The organism is Mesorhizobium sp. AR02 (assembly GCF_024746835.1).
In the GTDB taxonomy this organism is placed as follows: Bacteria; Pseudomonadota; Alphaproteobacteria; order Rhizobiales; family Rhizobiaceae; genus Mesorhizobium.
In genome coordinates, this window is sequence record NZ_CP080530.1 from 276,085 (window position 1) to 291,333 (window position 15,249).

The 15,249-nt window shown below is 60.3% G+C and carries 9 protein-coding genes and 4 pseudogenes; 5 read left to right on the forward strand and 8 right to left on the reverse strand.

The window, feature by feature from the left end; translation table 11 throughout:
- Window positions 1-130 precede the first annotated feature (130 nt).
- Window positions 131-1,507, reverse strand: coding sequence for an AAA family ATPase (locus tag DBIPINDM_RS01170; protein WP_258581067.1), 1,377 nt, complete (start codon window positions 1,505-1,507; stop codon window positions 131-133).
- Between the two features lie 1,713 nt (window positions 1,508-3,220).
- Between DBIPINDM_RS01170 and DBIPINDM_RS01175 the strand changes: the two genes are divergently transcribed.
- Entirely contained in the window at window positions 3,221-3,547 is a 327-nt protein-coding gene (locus tag DBIPINDM_RS01175) for a hypothetical protein (protein WP_258581068.1), read from the forward strand.
- 830 nt (window positions 3,548-4,377) lie between these two features.
- Here DBIPINDM_RS01175 and DBIPINDM_RS01180 read toward each other — a convergent pair.
- The 3 pseudogenes from DBIPINDM_RS01180 to DBIPINDM_RS01190 all read right to left on the reverse strand — a co-directional run.
- A pseudogene (locus DBIPINDM_RS01180) lies at window positions 4,378-4,968 on the reverse strand (IS5 family transposase); the annotation flags it as partial.
- Between the two features lie 266 nt (window positions 4,969-5,234).
- Window positions 5,235-5,714: pseudogene (locus DBIPINDM_RS01185) on the reverse strand (FMN-binding negative transcriptional regulator); the annotation flags it as partial.
- Window positions 5,705-6,384 (reverse strand): annotated as a pseudogene (locus DBIPINDM_RS01190) (PLP-dependent transferase); the annotation flags it as partial. The pseudogenes DBIPINDM_RS01190 and DBIPINDM_RS01185, both read right to left, overlap by 10 nt.
- Window positions 6,385-6,465: 81 nt before the next feature.
- Between DBIPINDM_RS01190 and DBIPINDM_RS01195 the strand changes: the two are divergent.
- The 3 genes and pseudogenes from DBIPINDM_RS01195 to DBIPINDM_RS01205 all read left to right on the forward strand — a co-directional run bounded on the left by DBIPINDM_RS01195 (window position 6,466) and on the right by DBIPINDM_RS01205 (window position 9,595).
- Window positions 6,466-8,004, forward strand: coding sequence for a PLP-dependent aminotransferase family protein (locus tag DBIPINDM_RS01195; RefSeq protein WP_258581238.1), 1,539 nt, complete (start codon window positions 6,466-6,468; stop codon window positions 8,002-8,004).
- A gap of 219 nt (window positions 8,005-8,223) precedes the next feature.
- Window positions 8,224-8,714 (forward strand): annotated as a pseudogene (locus DBIPINDM_RS01200) (MOSC domain-containing protein).
- Between the two features lie 5 nt (window positions 8,715-8,719).
- Window positions 8,720-9,595, forward strand: a complete 876-nt coding sequence (locus DBIPINDM_RS01205) for a PDR/VanB family oxidoreductase (RefSeq protein WP_258581069.1) — start codon at window positions 8,720-8,722, stop codon at window positions 9,593-9,595.
- A gap of 313 nt (window positions 9,596-9,908) precedes the next feature.
- On the opposite strand, the gene DBIPINDM_RS01210 is transcribed toward DBIPINDM_RS01205, so the two are convergent.
- From DBIPINDM_RS01210 to istA, 3 genes are all read right to left on the reverse strand, one after another.
- Entirely contained in the window at window positions 9,909-10,319 is a 411-nt protein-coding gene (locus DBIPINDM_RS01210; RefSeq protein WP_258581070.1) for an MHYT domain-containing protein, read from the reverse strand.
- A 171-nt stretch (window positions 10,320-10,490) separates the two neighbouring features.
- Window positions 10,491-11,225, reverse strand: a complete 735-nt coding sequence (gene istB / locus DBIPINDM_RS01215) for an IS21-like element helper ATPase IstB (protein ID WP_258580813.1) — start codon at window positions 11,223-11,225, stop codon at window positions 10,491-10,493.
- Window positions 11,158-12,726 carry an IS21 family transposase gene (gene istA, locus DBIPINDM_RS01220; protein ID WP_258581217.1) on the reverse strand — a complete coding sequence of 523 codons (1,569 nt, stop codon included), beginning with the start codon at window positions 12,724-12,726 and terminating at the stop codon, window positions 11,158-11,160. Before istA ends, istB begins: the two co-directional genes overlap by 68 nt.
- A 168-nt stretch (window positions 12,727-12,894) precedes the next feature.
- On the opposite strand from istA, the gene DBIPINDM_RS01225 reads away from it, so the two are divergent.
- Window positions 12,895-13,266, forward strand: a complete 372-nt coding sequence (locus DBIPINDM_RS01225) for a hypothetical protein (protein ID WP_258581071.1) — start codon at window positions 12,895-12,897, stop codon at window positions 13,264-13,266.
- Between the two features lie 571 nt (window positions 13,267-13,837).
- Here DBIPINDM_RS01225 and DBIPINDM_RS01230 read toward each other — a convergent pair.
- A complete protein-coding gene (locus tag DBIPINDM_RS01230) occupies window positions 13,838-14,995 on the reverse strand; it encodes an IS110 family transposase (protein WP_258581072.1) in 1,158 nt (385 codons plus the stop codon).
- Window positions 14,996-15,249 lie beyond the last annotated feature (254 nt).

A 15,249-nucleotide genomic window follows, 5' to 3' on the forward strand; every position in this document is an offset into this window, starting at 1 on the left:
GGCGCATCGCTAAGGTGGCCTGGCGGGGGGCAGGACGCCCGAAAGGGGCCGCACGTATGCGGCACCTTCGGCGCCGTGCAAGAGCTCAGCATTGAAAAACCAGCACAAGGCGAACTCTGGCCGCAGAACATTAGCCGCAGCACCCACTCTCATCTTCTTCGGCTCTTTGCCCTCTTGAGGTTTTCTCACTGAGGCCGAGAAGGCGGCTATTGAGACGGCTCGACAATGTTCGGGTGTCGCCGAAGACCATCTCCACATCCTCGCGCGAGACGACATCACTGCCATCCCGTGCCAGGCTCCGTTGAGCCAAACGACGGACCATCTCCTTGACATAGGCCGCGCTGCTGTTCTCCGAGCGTGCGACGGCATCCGCCAGCGCCCCGTCTTCGAAGACGAGCGCACGACCATACAGCGCGATCAGCCGCTCGCGGCAACCGGCGTCGGGAAGCGGGATCTCAATTGCTTCGTCCACGCGGCCTGGGCGCGAGGCGAGCGCGTCCTCAATGTCCTCCGGACGGTTCGTCGTCAGGAGGAAGAGGATATCTGCATTTGGTTCAAGGCCATCGATCTCGTTCAACAGACGGTTGAGCAAGCATTCGGCTTTTGGGCTGTAAATGTTTTCTCGCGACCGACCCACCAGATCCACGTCTTCAAGTACGACGATGCTCGGCTGAAGGGTGCGGGCCAACGCGATGTAGCAGGCAATATCCGTTGTCTGCTCAGCCGTAACCAGAACGGTAGTGCGTCCGGGCAGGTTGGCAGAAACATAACGGATGACGTGCGTCTTGCCTGTACCAGGGGGACCATAAAGCAGAATACCCTTTTGCGCGTGTTGGCCGAGGCGCTTCAACCCCTCTCGGTGTCGATCAAAGTCGAAGACGTTGGCATCAAGACGCGCCATAGTTGCCTCCGAAAGCACCACGTCGTTCCGGGGTACGGCGGGAAGGCGATGAACCCGAATCGTTCCCGGCATCCCGGAGTTTCGTGCATCGAATTCGAACGAGAGAACCTTGTTGCGGTAGTATCGCGAGCTTTCGCCTGCCGCCTGGATTTTGCTCAGAAATCCGCGCGAGAAGGCGCATGCCTGCTCGCCAGGCAAATAGGCGATTTCCACTTGAACCGTTCGGCCGCCCCAGTGGTCAAAAAACTGCGATAGGAGGATCGCGACAGGCTCTTGGCCGATAAGGAACAACCAGAGGCCATTGTGCAGAGACGCGTAGGGCACATCTTCGCCGATATCGATGTCCTGATATTGCAAGGGTGTCAGCGCAACGGCGTCACCGTCGCGAATCACCATGTCCGACAGCTTCATGGCTTCGAACTCGTCCCACTGGTGGACGCCGATGAGCTTGGGAGATAAAGTCGTAATCTGCTCTTCAATGACCGTTTGAAGGTCAGGCAGCATATGGGCAGCAAACTTTCGGCGCGAGCTAGCGAGACCCGTCAAATCATCGGTTTTGAAATGCCGATTTAGTGCCTGCCAGGCATAGCGATCGATATCGGTCACAGCAGAATCCTTTTTTGCGGTTGAGGGAAGAACGATGCGACTGCATCATTTGTCGTTACGGCGCCGCCGAGCTCCCCCGAATTGCTCCCACCGGCAAGATTATCGAAGCAATTTGCGTGCCCGGTTGGCGCTCCGTTGGCGTTCCACCGCTTCCCGCTAGCCAGCGGCGCTTCTTGGCGACCTTTCGGTCGGCCTTGCGACATTCTAGTCCAGTTCCGGACACAAGAAGGTCTCGATACGCACGCTCGGCGAGACCAAATTGGAACCCCAAGCATGTAAACGTCGCACCCCAGCCCAATTCGATGCTCATCGAAGGCGCTTGCTGAAGAGCGGCTGGCCATTGGGGTGCTGCCACGGGCGTGCGTTCGCGCTAGTCGCGGCTCTGCGTACACAAAAACACGCTAGGGTAGACACTGTGCAATCGCTGCAATGCCCCCCGTGTGCGGTATTGCATGGGCTTGCGCTGTCTGGTCCGTCTTTTGCCAGCCGGTGCGGAAGCGTAAAATTCATCGCTACACAGGACTTTTGTTTCAATGCGATGACCTGGCGGCCATAGCGCGCACCCTACCTTGGCGAACACGTCGTCGAAGCCAAAGCGTTTGTGCAGAAGCATTTCATTGGAAATGGCATGCCGCTTGCTCCTCGTGCTTAGAGCCCATCAAACCAGGAAGAAAGCGACTACCGGACCATGGTTGACACGCGAAGCCCTAAACGATCGACAAAGGCGACGGTGGTCGTCCTCGCTGAAGACCGGGACATCGTCCGGTTCGGAGATCCGTCCTCGGAGGTCGCTTTGCAGATGGGGGTCCGATGCCGACACGCCAGATGATGCGCGCGCATTTGCCGTGTACCGGTCCGCATCAGCATGTCAGCGGCCAAGCGGCTCCTCAAAGTTTCGCCAGAGCCCACGTCGGCCGGAAACAGGCAAGTCCACCCAATACGCTGAACCAGTTCAGCCACGCCGGTCTGTGGCGTGGAGACTCACATTTGCGACTCATACGCTTATCCCGCTACTGGCCATTTCCGGCTGCCAAGAGTTTCACCCCGGGCATGAGCAGTGGGTGATCCATGCCGGTTCCGGCGCCGCAGTCGCGGTAGGACGGATCGAGCCGCTCGAAAGTCCCCTCATCCCTCACATCGATACCGTTCGGGTGAGGAACATCTGGAGCCGGACCGTTCCCATGGATCGGGAGCCGCGTGGCATCATCTCGCGCCTGGTACGGGGCCCCAGCGCGGTACTCCCGCGAGCTCAGTCCAGTGCGCCAGTTTTTCTAGAGGAGCAAGCTGAATGACCGTTCAAACAAAGGTTCCCTTCGTCACGTTTCTCACGCGTGTTCGCGACACCACGCAGGATCACCGTCGCGCAAAATCGCCGGTAGCTTTCAGGCTGCTGTCAGCTAGGGCTGGCAAAAAAGGTGTTATCGGAACAACCAATCAGGAGACCTTATAAAATGAGAACTTCGGCCCAACTCGGCCAAGTTGGCACGAGTCTTGAAGCCCTTCGGTTCGAGGCGGCGAGAGCTGCCGACCGGCATTCATGTCGCGGGCAGCCGCGATGAATCGAACAGAAGAAGGAAAGCTACATGTCGGGCCTGCACAGCTTCGAGTCGGAGCAGACAAACGAGCATGGCGGACCAGGTTCTCATCGTCGACGACGACAGGGTCGCCTGTCCGCCCTGCTGAAGATGAAGCAATAATACACAGAGAAGTAACATGAAAAACAGACTTCGCGTATTGGCAATGGCGGCTATCATTGCCTCTTCCCTTCCATCCTTTGCGCTGTCAGAGATTTACGAATGTTGGATCGATGTCGAAAATCACAGTGACGTTGCCGTAGAAGAGCTCCACATAAAGCCCATCCGCGCCAAGCGCTGGGGTCCGGATCTTCTGGGTTCGTCCTACTTGGATCCAGGCTCCGAGATCATGGTGGAGCGGCCGGGCGGCTTGTGCCGCTTCGATGTGCTGATTGAGTACGAAGATGGCCGCAAAAAGGTCATCCGGGATATCAATCTTTGCGAGGAGGACGCTCTTAAAGTCTGACCCGCAACGCAAATGGAAAGGTCAGCCTCGAGGCTGACCTCAGACCGCTGACAAACCCCGTCGAATTTCGGCGGGGTTTGTTTTACGTGATTGAAGTGCTTTGGGAAGGTTGCGTCAGGAGATTTTGACAGGTTGAATGCTTTTTGGCTTGGCACGCTACATGCGCGCTGTTCAGCAAACGCGCGACTGAGTGGTCCCACCGCCACGAGAGCCGCTGACTTACGCCACCTCCCAAGGCGTACCCGGCCCGGCAGCGAGCTCAGTTTCCTGCCGGCATACGTGTTCAGACTTACTCGCGTTCAGAACAGCAGCTCATTCTAAGCTGTGGAACTTTAATGGGAGAAGCGAAATAGGGGGTCCAGAGGAGCACTTTACCAAGCATTCACGCATTCACGCCTTCTTCATTGAGCCGCGCGGCGATCTTCTTCGCCGCGATATCGAGGGGTCGGCGGAACGTCGAATAACGCCAGCCGAGGCGCTCGCGCAGGGACTGGCCTACCGCGGTAATCCCAAAAGGCTGGTGACGATGCAGATGCAGAAGCCAATTATTGTTCTGAGCATGCTGTCAGCAAATTTGATCTTACCCGCGTACTTTGTGAAAAAGAAAACTGCCAAAGTGCGAAGAAAAAGACGGTTATCGAAATGATTACTCCTGCCATTATGTAAGGACGAAAAACATCAATGTTTATATCTTATCCCTTAGGTGCAGCAAGTGCCACCTACACTCGCATGAAGTTGCTTGCTTCGTGTAAGTTCGACACGTATCTCAACAGTATCTTGTCAGCTTCTCCTGCTCGAACGACAAGAGATCTCAGAGTCGGTTTGGAAAATCACGGTTGGGCGTTTCTGCGTAGCATGATGCCGCCCATGGCGACGAGGATCATGGCCTGCGAGACATCGATGCGCTGCTCGTAATCGCGCACGAGGCGTCGCCACCGGATCATCCATCCGAACGTCCGTTCGACGACCCAGCGACGCGGTAGAACCTTGAAGCCTTTCTGGTCGTCGGAGCGGCGGATGATCTCGACGATGAAGTCGAGATAGCAGGCCTTATCCATCAGCTTGAGCCGGTCATAGGCCCCGTCGGCGAAGAGATGCTTGACCCACGGCCAGCGTTTGCGGATGCCGTCGAGTATCGCCTGCGCACCCGCGCTGTCGGAGATGTCAGCGGTGGTCAGGTTGACCATCAGGAGCCGTCCGTCCGTATCGACCGCAATATGGCGCTTGCGCCCGACGATCTTCTTACCCGCGTCGTAGCCTCGTGCTTTTGCATGGGGCGCCTTGATCGACTGACTATCAATCACACCAGCGCTGGGTGAAGGTTCGCGACCCTGCCGCTCGCGGTCGAGCATCAGTTCCACGTCGTGGATCGTCTGAAACAGGAAGCGCCGTGCCAACTCGCGGAACCAGCTATAGACCGTCTGCAACAAACTGCGCCAATAGAGCGAAAAACTCGGTTTTAATAGGCTTGATACAAAATCGAGGACGCTTGGTCCGCCAAGCTATTTCTGGGCTTCCACCGGCAAAACTAGAGGACCTTGAGCGCTGAGCATCTAATGGCTAACAAACCTATTTTTTCAGCGTGCCGTGATCCTCCAAGGCCCACCAGTCGTAGGCTTCGTTCACGAAAGATGGGCCAAGACGACCGGTCACAGTTTCTGCCGCCACGATGTGACGGGCAACTTCCTCAGCCCTGTTCGGACTTCGAGGCGGCGGCCGCAAGCATCGCTTCGCCTAGGCGCCGGTCGCCTTTGGCGTTCAGCACTTCGCCGGCATTGCGAATGTCGCGCGGTTCTATGTTCTGGCTGAGCTTGGCTTTGCCCACTAGACGGGTAATTTCGATCTCCAGCCCGACGATCGCCTTGACCATTGTGTCGATAAAGTCCCTGGGCGCGTCACCCATCTTCCACGGGACAGGATGCGCCGCCTCGTGCCGGCGGGTCAGCCTGGCGACATTGTGACGGACATAGCTCTCGTCGTCACGGACGGTGATCCGTCCGTATGCATGGGCAACGAGGTAGTTCCAGGTCGGCACCTGCCGGTGGAACTCCTGCTTGCTCGGGTACCATTGCGGCGAGATATAGGCGTCGGCCGCGCGGAACACGACGAGCACCTCATCGCCGGTCGACACGTCCTGCCAGACAGGGTTGTTGCGGGCGCCTCGAGCGCTTGCGCGGTCGAAAGAGCCGTCGCGCTGTGGCGCTCCATGCGAAGCGCGAGCGTCTTGAGCCCGCGCAGGATCAGGAACGCCGAGAGTGGTGATAGTGCGGCACCAGTGATATAGCGCAGACCGGTTTCGTGGAGCGTGTGGAGTGTTTTCGCGTCACCCAAGATCGCCCCGCCGAGGGCATCGCCGTGCCCGTTGATATACTTCGTCAGTGAGTGGATGACGATATCGGCCCCGTGTTCCAGCGGCCGCTGGAGCGCGGGCGAGGCGAAGGTACTGTCCACGGCCACCTTCACGCCGCGCGCGTGTGCGCGTTCGGCGATTTCCGCGATGTCGAGGATGCGGCTCAGCGGGTTGACCGGGGTCTCGAAGAAAACAAGCCGGGTCCGGTCAGTGATCGCGCCATCGAGGTTGCTTGGCTCGGACAGATCGACCGCGACGACCTTGATCCCAAAACGCGGGACCGCCTGTCGAGCGCGGCTGCAGCCTCATTGGCCGCAACGCTCTCGAAGCCGTATGTGGAGGTCAGGAAGACCGGAGGCTGGACTGCGTTCGAAAATCCGACCAGATCGTAGCCAAAATGGATTGCGCGGGTAGCGAAACCGAGGTCAGCGTCGCTCTGCGACTGGTCCGGAGCATACATTTTAGTTTGATCGGTCGTTCGGGTCATGAGTCTGTGGTGTCCTCTTGGATTTTCGGCAGAATGCGCTCAAACTGGTTTATATGAAATGTCCAGTTGGCGATCATTGAAATGGTCCAGTCTCATGATCCCGGCTCTGCGGGCCGTGAGCACGCGTTGGGTGCGCGCCAGATTTACATGGCGCTTCGGGACCAGATTCTTGGCGGTGTTTATGAAACCGGCAGTCACTTGCCGTCCTCTCGGAGTTTGGCGAATGAGCTCGGCGTTTCGCGAACCACGGTCACTGTCGCTTACGAGCAGCTGGCTGTGGAAGGCTTCATCGAAGTTCGCCAAGGCGCACGACCCCGCGTTGCATCATCTCTGCTCGAACACAGCCCAAGCAGCGCGCGCTCGAAACGAGCCGGCCCGGTTAGACTGTCCGCCTATGGCGGGCGCCTGCGCGCCAGTCCGCCCTGGCCGGATTACTTGCCGAACGCGCTGAAGATTGATTTCCGCTATGGTGATCTGGCGCCGTCCGATTTCCCGGCGCTGATCTGGAAGCGCGCCATGAACGCGGCGATGGCGCAACGTCCCGTGCGGCTGGCCTATGACGATCCTCGCGGATCGCGCCGGCTGCGCCAGGCGCTGCAGAGCTATCTCTGGCGCGCCCGAACGTTGAGCTGCGACCTCGAGCAGATCATCATCGTCAGCGGCTCGCAGCAGGGTCTCGATCTGTGCGCTCGCCTGATGCTCGATCCCGTGGACCGCTTCGTAATCGAAGACCCGTGCTACAGGATGGCTCGTCAGGTCTTTGCCAGCACAGGCGCCTCGCCTGTCTCGGTCGCTGTTGACGAGGATGGGATGAAGACGGAGTTACTCAAAGGAGTCGCGGCTCGGCTGGCCTATGTCACGCCCTCGCACCAGTTCCCACTGGGCCGCGTCATGCCGATCGCGCGCCGGCATCAGCTCCTGGAATGGGCGCGGCGCAACGACGCCTATGTGATCGAGGATGATTACGACAGCGAGTACCGCTACGACATCAATCCGGTGCCCCCACTGCACAAGCTGGAAGACCGCGGTTCTGTGATTTATCTCGGCACGATTTCCAAGACGCTCTCGCCGATGCTGCGCATTGGCTATCTCGTGGTCCCCCCGGAATTGCCGGACGTCTTCGCGACGGCCAAACAACTCCTGGACAGGCACTCTCCGGTGGCCGAGCAGGAGGCTTTAGCCATGCTCATCGAGAGCGGCGCCTATGAAAGCCATGTGCGCCGCGTGCGCCGGCCGAATGGTGAGCGCAGGGAGACCCTGTTGAATGCCCTGCGACACCGATTCGGAGGTCGGATCGCCATCGAGGGCGCCGATGCCGGGCTGCACGTTGTCGTCTGGTTCAAGGAACTGTCGCGATCATTGGAAGCACCGCTGATTGAAAAAGCGCGACGCTCAGGTGTGGGCATACACTCCATTTCCCCCCTATACGATTGCGAAACGGGCGAAGGCCGTGCTGACCAGGTCGGGCTGGTCATGGGCTACTCCGCCTTGAGCATACAGCAGATCGAGAAGGGTGTTCGAATTCTGCTGAAGGCTGTCGAACAGGTGAAAGGAGAATTCTCCGAGACCGATGGCTGCGACGGTGGCTTGGCGCCGGGCGATGATAGGCCGCTCTTGTGACCCTGAGCCACGTAGAGACGTAGAGGTACTGGACTGGGAAAATATCAAAAAACTGGCACTGTTGATCAGACCAGTTTCCGGGCAAAGCTTTCGGGCAACAGCCCCAATCCAGCGTGACTCCCTCGCCGAAGGGCCGGAGGCAGAGATGCAACAGAGAGCCCGTGGAGATCCTAATCAAGGCTCTCACCAGGCTGTGGCCATGGTTTCGGAGGACAATGCATGACTTGGCAGGGAACGCTGCTTCACATCCACGTTGCACCTGCGGCGTCCTACGAGACGGAAGAGTTGACGGAGGCACAACTCGTTGCCGGGCGCGGCATTGTCGGGGATCGGTACTACCTTGGAACGGGGACCTATTCTCCGAAACCCGATGTGCGCGAAGTGACACTGATCGAGGTCGAAGTCCTGGAAGCCATGGCACAGGGAGAACCCAGGATTCCGGGTTTCAAGGCCAGCTCGCGCCCGAAGATCATCGGCGGAACCTGACCACGCGCGGCGTACCCTTGGGGCACCTGGTCGGCACGCGCTTTCGGATCGGGGAAACCGTCCTGCGGGCGGCGCGGATGAATTTTCCCTGCAAGTATATCGAGCAACTGCTCGGCATTCCCGGTCTCTACGAGGGGCTTCTGAACCGCTCTGGCCTGAACTGCGCGATCGAGGTTGGTGGCGTGATCCGCCCCGGTGATCCGATACTTCCGATTGACGGGTAATCGATATGGCCTCGCCCCGCATCATCACGAAGCTGACCGTGACCGCCGCCCGCAAGGAGCCAGGCGACGTCCTGGTCATCGACCTGAAGCATACGCGCAAACCTCTGCTGCCGCCCTTCGAACCGGGCCCTCACGTCGATGTTCATCTGCCCGATGGGAAAGTGCGCCAGTATTCGCTCTGCGGCGATCCGACAGATCTGAGCCGCTACACAATCGCGGTGAAGCGTGAAGACGTTGGTCACGGCGGCTCGGCGTGGATCCACGAGGCAGTGGCCGTCGGATGCATGCTCCCGGTTTCTGCTCCTCGCAATCATTTTCCGCTTGCCCAACGCGAAGGGCCAACCGTGCTGCTGGCAGGAGGCATCGGGATCACCCCGATCCTGGCAATGGCGCGCGCCCTGGAGCGGCAGGGCAAGCCGTACGAGCTGCACTACTTCACCCGCAGCCGAGCACTCGCGCCTCTGTTGTCGGTCATCGAGCGGGAGCTCGACCGCAACACCGTGTGGCTGCATTTCGACGACGAACCGGAGACCAGGCAGGATCTTGAATCCTTGCTTACGACCCCCTCTTCCGATGCACAGCTCTATTATTGCGGTCCACCGGGCTTTATGGCGGCCGCGGATCGGGCAACCGCGCACTGGCCGGAAGGAACCGTGCATTTCGAGGCTTTTCTGCCGCCGGAACACGACGATGCGCCACCGGAACCTTTCACGATCACCCTTCGCGACGGGACAGTGGTTCCTGTCGCGGCCGATACCTCCGCTCTCGCAGCGCTGCGCGCCGCTGGCGTGGTGATCATGGCGTCGTGCGAGAACGGGGTTTGCGGGACCTGCGAATGCGGAATTCTGGAAGGGCAGCCGATCCATCGGGATGCTGTCTGAGAGCCGTCGACGCAGGCAAGCGCGGCGAAACTGCGATTGGCTGCCACGATCTCGGTTTCGTTGCACACGATCAGCCCCTCGACGGCCGCGTCGGCCAGCTCCTGCATACGCGCTGCTTCGCCGGCGCGACGGAGATCGCGCACATCGAGGGCGAGGCCGATGATCGCCAAAAGGATGATGACGATCGAAACGAGGGCTACGCCAGCGGCCATCCAGTCCGCGGGCAACGCCCTTGCGGAAATGACAATGCGCGGGTCTGGCATGATTGCGGCCGCGCCCATCGCCGTGAAATGGTGGCTGCAAATCGCTACCGTCAGCACGAGGCGCCGAGCGCCTTCCACTTGACCGTGTTGGCGTGAAGGGCAACCGGCAATGCGGCCGCGCCGAACAGCCCACCAAGAATGATTGAGGCGGCGACGAGCGGCACATCCCAGACGACGCGGCCCGCGATCTCGAATGCGGCCATGCCAGTGTAGTGCATCACCGCGATGCCGCCTCCCACGATCGCACCGCCGATCCAGCGTCCATGTGGAACGCGTGGCGAGGTACTGATCGTGAGACCCGTCCCGGTCAAAGCGATCGCGGCCAGCAACGACATGATCGTCCAAGCGATGTTGTAGCCGCTCGGTACGGCGGGCTGGAAGGCCAACATGGCTATGAAATGCGTCGCCCAGATGCCGAAGCCGGTGGCGACCGCGGCGACGGCTAGCCAGATCCGTCGCATTTCGCTTTCACTGCGCCCGACTGTCAATGACCACGGAATCGGGACCCTGTTTTTTCGCGCAAAAGGGACCCCGGCTTTCGGTGTTGAGAGGCACGCCGGTAAGCGCCCGATCAGGCGAAGCTGGTCAGGGTTGCACAGCCTGATCGGGCGCGACTGATTGGCTTTCGGACTTCAGCTTTGAGAGCGGCTCTTGAAGCGCCAGGATTCGTTGCCAGTCTCGGCGATCTCACAGTGATGGGTGAGGCGGTCGAGCAGCGCGGTTGTCATCTTGGCGTCGCCGAAGACGCTCGGCCATTCCCCGAAGGCGAGATTGGTGGTGATGATGACGCTGGTGCGTTCGTAAAGCTTCGAGACCAGATGGAAGAGCAACTGCCCGCCGGCCTGGGCGAAGGGAAGATAGCCGAGTTCATCGAAGACGACGAAGTCGAGCCGGGTAAGGTGATCGGCAATGCGGCCCTGCCGGCCGGCACGGGTCTCGGTCTCGAGCCTGTTGACGAGGTCGACGACGTTGAAGAAGCGCCCGCGTGCTCCGTTGCGGATGAGAGAACGGGCAATGGCGATGGCCAGATGCGACTTGCCGGTGCCTGTCCCGCCGACCAGGACGACGTTGCGCTGATCGGCAACGAAAGCACCGCCGGCGAGATCGCGGATCAGAGGTTCGTTGACCGGCGTGCCGGCAAAATCGAAGTCCTCGATATCCTTGGCCAGCGGAAGCTTGGCGACGGTGAGCTGGTACTTGATGGAGCGGGCCTGCTTCTCCGATATCTCGGCCTGCAACAGATCGCCGACGATCTTCGGCGGTTCGTGCTGCCGCTTAATGGCGACGCCCATGATCTCGTCATAGGCCGCGCGCATCCCGAAGAGTTTCAGCGCCCCCATCAGTTCCAGTACTTCGGTGCGTTCCATGGCTGTTCGTCCTCCTGAGGCTGTCATAGCGGGCGCAGTCGGCGATCGGCTCGTGAGCCAGCTTCAGCGCCTGGGGAATGGAAAGGATCGTGCCCGGCGCCGGATCGCGGCTGCGGGCCAGGATGTTGAGGATCACCGCCGCCGACGAGACGCCGTGTTCGATGGCTTCCTGGCAGGCGGCCTCGACGGCGCTCAATCCGTCGGTCAGCACGCAGGTGAGGATCGACACCATCTGCCGGTCGCCGTCATCAACCGCCTTGAGCTTGCGGCGCACCTTCTCCATTGCCGACGGCAGGACCCAGCCAAGGAACGGCGCGCCGTTGCGCAATCCGCCCGGCTTGCGGGCCAGGACCGGCACGTAGTGCCAGGGATCGTAGATGACCTCGTTGCGGCCGAAGCAGCGGGCATGCTCGCCCACGACCACGCCGTCCTGGCGGATAATGATCCGGTCGGCATAAGCATGGATCTCGACCGGCCGGCCGACGGCACTCGACAGCACCGAGTATTTGTTGTTGTCGAAGCGCACCGTGCAGGTCTTCGACACCGACGCGGGAATGCAATGGAAGCCGTCGAAGCGACCGGCATAGGGAATGAAGCTAGCGCGCTCTTCTTCGAATACGTCCCAGACCGTGCGCTCGCCCCGTTCGGGATGCCGATGCGCCTTGGCATAGGCAACGCATTTGTCGGCCAGCCAGCCGTTGAGATCCTCCAGCGTCTTGAAGCGCAGCCTCGGTGTGAAGAAGCGCTCGCGCACCAGCCCGACCTGGTTCTCGACTTGCCCCTTCTCCCAGCCGGCCGCCGGCGTGCAGGCCTCCGGCTCGACAAGGTAATGCCCGCACATCTGCGCAAAGCGGCGGTTGTAGCGGCGATCCCTGCCGATGAAGATCGCGTCCACCGCCGTCTTCATGTTGTCGTAGATGCCGCGCGTGCAGGCGCCGCGGAAGAAGCTGAACGCCCGGTCATGGGCATCGAACACCATCTCCTGCGTTTCGCGCGGATAGGCCCGCACGAAGAACATACGGCTGTGGCAAAGCCGCATGTGCGCCACCTTCACCGTTACCGTCACGCCGTCGAGCAGAACGATCTCGTGGCTCCAGTCGAACTGGTAGGCCTCGCCCGGCGCAAAGCTCAACGGAATGTAGGCTTCGGCCGCGGCGCTGCCGCGATCTGCCTCCCAACTCTGAGCATGCCGCCACACCGAACTGTAGCTGCCGTCATAGCCGAGGCCGCGAAGCTCCTCAAAGATGCGGATCAGTGTCAGCCGCTCCCGCTGAGACTTGGCCGCATTCGCCGACAGCAGCCGATCCAACTCGTCACGCCAGGCGCCCATCCGGGGATAAGGCTGATGCTTGCGCTCGTAGCGGAACTCTGTCTCCTCGGAACGCAAAACCTTGCGCACCACCTTCCGGGAGATCTTCAGCTCCCGACAGATCGCCTTGATCGACTTTCCCTGCACCAGCGACAGCCGGCGTATCTTTGCAATCGTCTCCACAACCAACATCCAAAACACAAATGCCTCCGATCAAACCGGAGGCATCTTGATGGCCCCATCGTTAAGGGGGCCCGTTTGGACGAAAATCACCCCTCAAACAGGGTCCTCATTCCATGAAAAATCACAATCAGGCAGACGAGCGGCGTTCCGCCCTTCCGCGAACGAATATCCGGCGGTGTGATCGGCCTGGTGTTAGCAACCGCACTCAACAAGGACTCCTTCCCCAACGTTACCAACCATGGGTGCCGCGTTTGGCACATTTTTGTGCAGGTGCGAAGAGTTAAATTCGCGATGCGCGTGGTGTTGACGGGCCACGGTCATCGTCAGAATCAATCAAATCGGTTCAAGCTGCTTCAGCAGCGCACCTGCCAACCGGCCCAAGGATCATGGCCATCAGGCAAAGCCAACCAGGAAGGCAGATCGGGAGGCAAGGCGAACGACGTCAAAGCGGTCCTGATCGCCGTCGTGGTCGCCCTGACGAATGGTGACCCAGGCATGCTTACCATCGGGCAGGCTAATGCTTCGCCATACAAGCGCGCTGGAGCCTGAGGGACTCATTGCTCAGTGCCCGATAAAGCGCTGCAGACGCAGGTTCCAGCGCGTTGGCTGCGGTCGGCAGGCAGAGGGACGACCGACGAGCGGACGTTCATCGAATGGCGAGTCATTTTGACGACGCCAAAGGCGACGATTGGCGCCCCATCGGTTCGAACCCGTGGCAGCAGACCCGTATTCGAGACTGCCTTTTTATGCGACTATCGAAGCACCAAACATAGGACTGAAAACGTCTTTGCTCTCCGATCCAGACGTCAGCCTCGCGCCGAGGGACGGCGATCAGAATCTCGGCGTTGAAGGTCTTGATTGGGGCCGTGTATGGACGGCTCTCTGTTAGCAAGGGTTCTATTTGAGCGCTCTGCAGTTGCTGGTTGGTGCGGCCATGTATCCGACCTCACATCCGGCGGGATGATATCCCAACCACTGTCCCGCATTCGGGACGGGAGAGCTCCAAAGGAACGGCACCACTCTGTGAAGACGGCACTGAAGCACCACGCCGGACAACGGCGTGGTTCCCTCGGTCACCGGGCTGCTTTGCCGTCGCAGAGCTGCCCGATCTCGATAATTATTATACGGCGGGCTTCATGGTCGCTCCCTCCGGTACGACACCATCGAAGGCAAAGCGCCACAGAGCGATCAGCAACTTGCGACCGAGGGCGACCACTATGACCTTGCGGACGCGGCGGCCAGTAGAGCCGGTGCGTTCCCGGAACCAGGCGACCTGGGCAGCACCAGGCTGGTAGCGTTGCCAGAGCCAGGCCAGCTCCACCATCACCGTTCGAAGCCGCCGGTTCCCGGCCTTTCCGATCCCTTGCTCGCGTTCCACCCCACCACTGTTGTAAGGCGTCGCAGTAAGACCTGCATAAGATCCGAGCGCTTTGGCATTAGCGAAGCGACGGACGAAGGCCTCGCGGACCAATATTGTGGCACTCTGCACCCCTATACCGCGCAGACTGCACAGCTGCTGGATCATCCGACTGGCATCATCCGAAGCGGGCACCTCCGCTACCGCATCGCGGTCGTGTTCCAGCGTGGCGATCTGATCAAGAACGAGCTCCAGCCGGCTCAGTAACCGTTCGATCTTGGCGAGGGCGTGAGGTGGCATTGGGTCACCCAGACCGGTACGAAGGTCGGCCAGACGCCGCCGGCGGTTTTTCAGGAGCGGGTTGTAATCCTCGACGCCGAGCGTCGCGAGGACAGCACCGATCCGGTTGGCAAGGCTGACACGTTCGGACACGAGCTCTGTTCGTTCGCGGACAGAGCGCCGTGCATCCTCATCGGCTTCGTCAGGGATCGGTACCATGGAGCAGACGCGCGGTTCGCCGCGAAGCCACGCCAACAGCGTACGCAGGAGTAACTCGGCGTCGATCCCGTCCGACTTTGCGCGACGCATGCGACGATCGACGGGCACGCTGGAAGGCTGGATGACATGGACCTCCACGCCTTTGGCAATCAGCCATCTGGCAAGCCAGAACCCGGACCATCCAGCTTCGTAGGTCGCAACCACCCGATCTACCGGGTGGCCGGCAGCAGCAGCACGAGCATGATAGCCATGGATTGCGGACTGAAGAGCAAGCTTATCTGGCTCAATGGCACGCTTCGCCTTGGTCTGCGGCAGGCCGGGCACCTGGGCGGCCAAAACCCAGTTTTTGTTGCTTAGTTCGATAGCCAGCACGAGCGTACGATCGTATTGGACAACTTCTGCGCCGTTGAATGATTGCGACATGATCAGGCCTCCAGAGTTTGAAATGGCGCAGTCTAATCTGCCTGCGCCGCAAATCATGGGATCTGTAGGTGCGGCGCTTCACATATGCTGCTGGCCATAATGCCATTCGCGCGGCTGAGGTCCCGATCGAAAGCTCGCACTCGAAGGTGCACGGCCCAATTGGGTTCTCCTGATCGGGCGGTATCAACCGGCTTTTTGCATTAGCTCACCCCAAGACCCGCCCACGGGTCAGCTTCCTGCGGGCGACATGGCGT

Excerpts from the sequence above, each read along its gene's own strand:
- DBIPINDM_RS01175 (WP_258581068.1), top strand. The coding sequence starts at position 3,221 with ATGAAAAACAGACTTCGCGTATTGGCAATGGCGGCTATCATTGCCTCT.
- DBIPINDM_RS01195 (WP_258581238.1), top strand. The coding sequence starts at position 6,466 with ATGGTCCAGTCTCATGATCCCGGCTCTGCGGGCCGTGAGCACGCGTTG.
- DBIPINDM_RS01205 (WP_258581069.1), top strand. The coding sequence starts at position 8,720 with ATGGCCTCGCCCCGCATCATCACGAAGCTGACCGTGACCGCCGCCCGC.
- DBIPINDM_RS01210 (WP_258581070.1), bottom strand. The coding sequence starts at position 10,319 with ATGCGACGGATCTGGCTAGCCGTCGCCGCGGTCGCCACCGGCTTCGGC.
- istB (WP_258580813.1), bottom strand. The coding sequence starts at position 11,225 with ATGGAACGCACCGAAGTACTGGAACTGATGGGGGCGCTGAAACTCTTC.
- istA (WP_258581217.1), bottom strand. The coding sequence starts at position 12,726 with ATGTTGGTTGTGGAGACGATTGCAAAGATACGCCGGCTGTCGCTGGTG.
- DBIPINDM_RS01230 (WP_258581072.1), bottom strand. The coding sequence starts at position 14,995 with ATGTCGCAATCATTCAACGGCGCAGAAGTTGTCCAATACGATCGTACG.